The organism is Streptomyces alkaliphilus, assembly GCF_014141535.1.
GTDB classification, from domain to species: Bacteria; Actinomycetota; Actinomycetes; order Streptomycetales; family Streptomycetaceae; genus Streptomyces; species Streptomyces alkaliphilus.
Map to the genome: position 1 here is coordinate 1 of NZ_VKHT01000349.1, position 4,876 is coordinate 4,876.

The following is a 4,876-nucleotide window of genomic DNA, read 5'->3' on the forward strand; positions in this document are numbered from 1 at the left end:
CGGCAGAACGCCCACCCGCGAACCCTCCCTCGCGCGGGTGATCTCCCGCAAGAACGCTCGAAACGGCTCCCACCTGCGAGAACACTCAACCCCCCGGGGCGGACGGTGAAGTAGTTGCCCCCGGGACGGACGGGGGATCCGACCCGGGAAACCACCCCCGACATGGGAGAACGAAGAAGTGCGACGCGCGGGAAACCCCACCCCCGATTTCCCTGCGACGACCACTGGTCGCGCCGTTCATTCGATGAAAAGTGAGCGATCATACCCGAGGACACACCCGGGGCAGCCGGAAACGAAGTGTTCATCGGATTTGGCTACGAACCTCTTGATTCGTGCCCTAGCCTCTAACCCTCCGCAACGACCACCCGGGCCAGGGGAGGGCCCGGGAAATCGACGGTGGGGGGGCATGAGCGGTGGGCGTCGACGCCTGCCCGCGTGGCTGCTCCCCCATGGGGATTGAGAAACACCACGCCGGGGGGCGTGGCAGGTCCCTGGAGGGGTCTTGTTCACCGCTGTTTTCGTCGTCATCGTCTCGTTGGCGCTCTTCTGGATGGCCGCCTTCACGCTCTGGTGGCAGATGCACGCCTGGCGCACGCCGGAGGTGCTGGAGGCCACCCGGTTCGGCAGCCCCGACGGGGACGCCCATCTGTCGTTCTCCCTGCTGGTGCCCGCGCGGCACGAGCAGGAGGTGCTGGAACACACCGTCCGCCGTCTGCTCCGTTCCCACCACCGGGACTACGAGGTCCTGGTGATCGTCGGTCACGACGACCCGGGGACCACCGAGGTCGCCGAACGGGTCGCCCGGGAGGCGGGCGGCCGGGTGCGGGTCATCGTCGATCACCACCCGACCAAGAACAAACCGAAGGCCCTCAACACCGCGCTCCCGCACTGCCGCGGGGACGTGGTCGGGGTCTTCGACGCCGAGGACCAGGTCCACCCGGACCTGCTCTCCCACGTCGACCACGCCTTCCGCTCCACCGGCGCCGACGTGGTGCAGGGCGGCGTGCAGCTGATCAACTTCCACTCCAGCTGGTACAGCCTGCGCAACTGCCTGGAGTACTTCTTCTGGTTCCGCAGCCGGCTGCACCTGCACGCGAGCAAGGGCTTCATCCCGCTGGGCGGCAACACCGTCTTCGTCCGCACCGAGGTGCTGCGGGAGGCGGACGGCTGGGACGAGAACTGCCTGGCCGAGGACTGCGACCTCGGTGTCCGGCTCTCCAGCGCCGGCAAGCGGGTGGTGGTGGCCTACGACGCCGAGATGGTCACCCGCGAGGAGACCCCCGACTCGCTGATGGGTCTGCTCAAGCAGCGCACCCGCTGGAACCAGGGCTTCCTTCAGGTCTACCGCAAACGCGACTGGCGCCGCCTGCCCGGCTTCGGACAGCGGATGCTGGCCCGCTACACCCTGATGACCCCTTTCCTGCAGGCCTTCACGGGCGTGGTCATCCCGCTGAACGTGGCGGCGGGCGTACTGCTCGACGTCCCCGTCGGCGTCGCCATGATCTCCTTCCTGCCGCTGCTCACGATGACCGTCACCTTCGTCTTCGAGATCGTCGGGCTGCACGACTTCGGCCGGCAGTACGGCTTCCGCATCCGACTCGCGCACTACCTCAAGCTCATCGTCGGCGGCCCCTTCTACCAGGTCCTGCTGGCCGGCGCGGCGATCCGCGCGGTCTGGCGGGAGCAGCGGGGCCGCGACGAGTGGGAGCTGACCCGGCACACCGGCGCGCACCTCACCCGAGAGGACATCCAGAGGTGACCACCACACTTCCCGCGCTGACCGATTCCTCTTCGACATCGGATTCCCCGGCCGCCTCGCCGACCGCGCCCCCGAAGTCCCCGCCGGGAACCGGGAGACGCGCGACCTCCCCCGCCCGGCGTCCCGCGCCGGTGCGCACCGGCCGGACCGACGCCCTGCTGTGCACGGCGCTGCTGGTCGTGATCATGGTCGTGCAGGCCTGGAACATCTCGCACTTCCCCGGCCTGAGCGACGACGAGGGCACCTACCTCGCCCAGGCCCGGGCCGTGCAGGAGGGCGACGGCCTGGCCCACTACACCTACTGGTACGACCACCCCCCGCTGGGGTGGATCCAACTCGCCGCCCTGACGCGGGTCCCCGCCTGGATCGCTCCCGAGGCGATGACGGTGGGGACGATGCGGTACGCCATGCTCGGCGTCTCGGCGGCCTGCGCGATCCTCGTCTACCTGCTCGCCCGGCGGTCGCGGCTGCCGATGTGGGCCGCGGCCCTGGCGATGGTGCTCTTCGGGCTCTCGCCGCTGTCCGTGGTGCTCCAGCGGCAGATCTTCCTGGACAACATCGCGGTGATGTGGATGCTGCTGGCCTTCTGGCTGGCGTCCTCGCCCAACCGTCACCTGTGGCACCACTTCGCGGCCGGGATCGCCGGGGCGGTGTCGGTGCTCACCAAGGAGACGATGCTGCTGGTGCTGCCGGCACTGCTGGTGACGATGTGGCGGCACAGTCACCGCGACACCCGCAAGTTCGCCGTCAGCGGGGCGATCACCGGCTGCGCGTTGATCGGCCTGTTGTATCCGCTGTACGCGCTGCTCAACCACGAGCTTTTCCCCGGCTCCCGGCACGTGTCGCTGATCGAGGGCGCGATCTACCAACTGACCCGGCCCGGCTCGGGCTCGGTGTTCGACCCGACCTCCGACTCGCACAGCGTGCTGCGCGACTGGCTGTACTACGACTGGGTGCTGCCGATCGGCGGGCTGGCCGGCGCGGTGGTGGTGCTGTGCGCGACGCGATGGTCGGTGACCGCGCGGGCGATGGCCGGTCCGGCGCTGGTGGTGGTGATCCTGGCGGTGGTCGCGTCGCGGCCCTCGGGCTACCTGCCGGCGATGTACGTCATCCAGGCCCTGCCGTTCCTGGCGCTGCTGCTGGCCGCGCTGGTGGCGAGCGTCGCTCACCTGATCCTGCGGCGCGGCCGGCCGACCGGCCGCGGCCGGGAGGGCCGGTGGTTCACCACCGCCCGGTGGACGGCGGCCGGCGTGCTCGCGGTCGGTTCCCTGCTGCCGGTCGTGCCGCAGTGGTACGACGGCAACCGCACGGCGATGACCGAGGACGTCAACGCGGGCTACCGGGCCGCCGCCGCCTGGATGCGCGAGGAGGTGCCGAACCCGGCCGAGGTCCGGGTGCTGGTGGACGACGCGCTGTGGCTGGATCTGGTGCACGCGGGCTACGAGCCCGGCCCCGGAGCCATCTGGTTCTACAAGGCCGACCTGGACCCGGCGGTGACGCGCACCCTGCCGAACGGGTGGCGGGACGTGGACTACGTGGTCGCGTCCCCGACCGTGCGGCGCGACGCCGTGGACCTGCCCATCGTCAGGGGCGCAATCGAGAACTCGACGCCGGTGGCCGTCTTCGGCACCGGTGAGGACCGGATCGAGATCCGGCGGATCGCGGGAGGCGACCGATGACCACGCACCACTCCGCCGGTGTGCCCACCGGCTTCCCCGGCGCCCCGGTCCCTCCGGTCGCGTCGGCCGACGCGACCGGAACGACCGTGCCGGATGTCCCGCCGTCCCACCGGGTCGGGCCGCCCGGGGGCCACCGGGAACCCGCCCCCCGGGCGACGCCGGCACCGGACCCGCTCGCGGTGCCGGACCCCCTGGCCCCCGTCCGCGCCGGAACCCTGACCCTGATCGTGCCGACCTTCAACGAGGCGGGCAACATCCGCGAACTGCTGCGGCAGTTGGGCGAGGCCCTGCCGGCCGGAGGCCGCTGCCGGGTGGTCTTCGTCGACGACAGCACCGACGAGACGCCGCGGATCATCGAGGAGGCGGCGCCGAACTGCCCGTTCCCGGTGTCGGTGATCCATCGCGAGACGCCCACCGGCGGCCTGGGCGGCGCGGTGGTGGAGGGGATGCGGGCCGCCGACACCGACTGGCTCGCCGTCATGGACGCCGATCTGCAACACCCCCCGTCGCTGGTGCCGGAGTTGATCGCCACCGGGGAGCGCACCGGCGCCGATCTGGTGGTGGCCAGCCGCTACATTCCCGGCGGCAGCCGGGAGGGGTTGGCCGGCGGCTACCGGGTGGCGGTCTCCCGGGGGGCGACCGGGCTGACGAAGGGGTTGTTCCCCCGCCGGCTGCGGGGGGTCAGCGACCCGATGAGCGGGTTCTTCGCGATCCGGCGGGAGATCGTCACGGCGGAGGCGCTCCAGCCGCTGGGTTACAAGATCCTGTTGGAGCTGGCGGTGCGCTGCCGGCCGCGCACCGTCGCCGAGGTGCCGTTCGTCTTCCAGGACCGGTTCGCCGGTGAGTCGAAGTCCACCGCGAAGGAGGGGATGCGCTTCCTGCGGCACCTGGTGTCGCTGCGCACCACCTCGGCGACGGCCCGGATGGTGGCGTTCGGGCTGATCGGGATCACCGGGTTCCTGCCGAACCTGCTGGCCCTGTACCTGCTGACCACCGGCGGCATGCACTACCTGCCGGCGGTGATCCTGGCCAATCAGTGCGGTGTGGCCTGGAACTTCCTGTTGTCGGAGAGCCTGCTCTTCCGCGACCGGCGCGGTCACCGGCACTGGGCGGACCGGGCGGGGCGGTTCACGCTGCTGGCCAACGCCGACCTGATCCTGCGCGTGCCGCTGATCGCGCTGCTGGTGGAGAGCGTGGGGGTGGCGGTGCTGCCGGCGACCGGCCTGGCGCTGCTGGTGACCTTCCTGCTGCGGTTCGTCGCGACCGAGGTGCTGGTGTACCTGCCGCGGCGCGGGCGGGGCGGGCGCGACCGCGCCGGCCGGGGCTGAGTCCGGTGCGCCGGCGCCCGGGTCCCCCGGCGCCGGCGTCCGGCACCGCCCCGTCCACACCACCGAACCGCACCCATCGTCGCGCTCGTTCCGCCGCCGGGCCCCTTCCC

At 71.5% G+C, this 4,876-nt stretch carries 3 protein-coding genes; all 3 read left to right on the forward strand.

What is annotated here, in order from left to right:
- Positions 1-502 precede the first annotated feature (502 nt).
- The 3 genes from FNQ90_RS12740 to FNQ90_RS12750 are packed head-to-tail and all read left to right on the forward strand — an operon-like array spanning position 503 to position 4,766.
- Positions 503-1,759, forward strand: coding sequence for a glycosyltransferase (locus tag FNQ90_RS12740; RefSeq protein WP_182606482.1), 1,257 nt, complete (start codon positions 503-505; stop codon positions 1,757-1,759).
- Positions 1,756-3,438, forward strand: a complete 1,683-nt coding sequence (locus tag FNQ90_RS12745; RefSeq protein WP_407699354.1) for an ArnT family glycosyltransferase — start codon at positions 1,756-1,758, stop codon at positions 3,436-3,438. Before FNQ90_RS12740 ends, FNQ90_RS12745 begins: the two co-directional genes overlap by 4 nt.
- The gene (locus FNQ90_RS12750) at positions 3,435-4,766 is read left to right on the forward strand and encodes a glycosyltransferase (RefSeq protein ID WP_182606483.1); all 1,332 of its coding nucleotides are present in this window, start codon (positions 3,435-3,437) and stop codon (positions 4,764-4,766) included. The genes FNQ90_RS12745 and FNQ90_RS12750 overlap by 4 nt, the downstream gene beginning before the upstream one ends.
- Positions 4,767-4,876 lie beyond the last annotated feature (110 nt).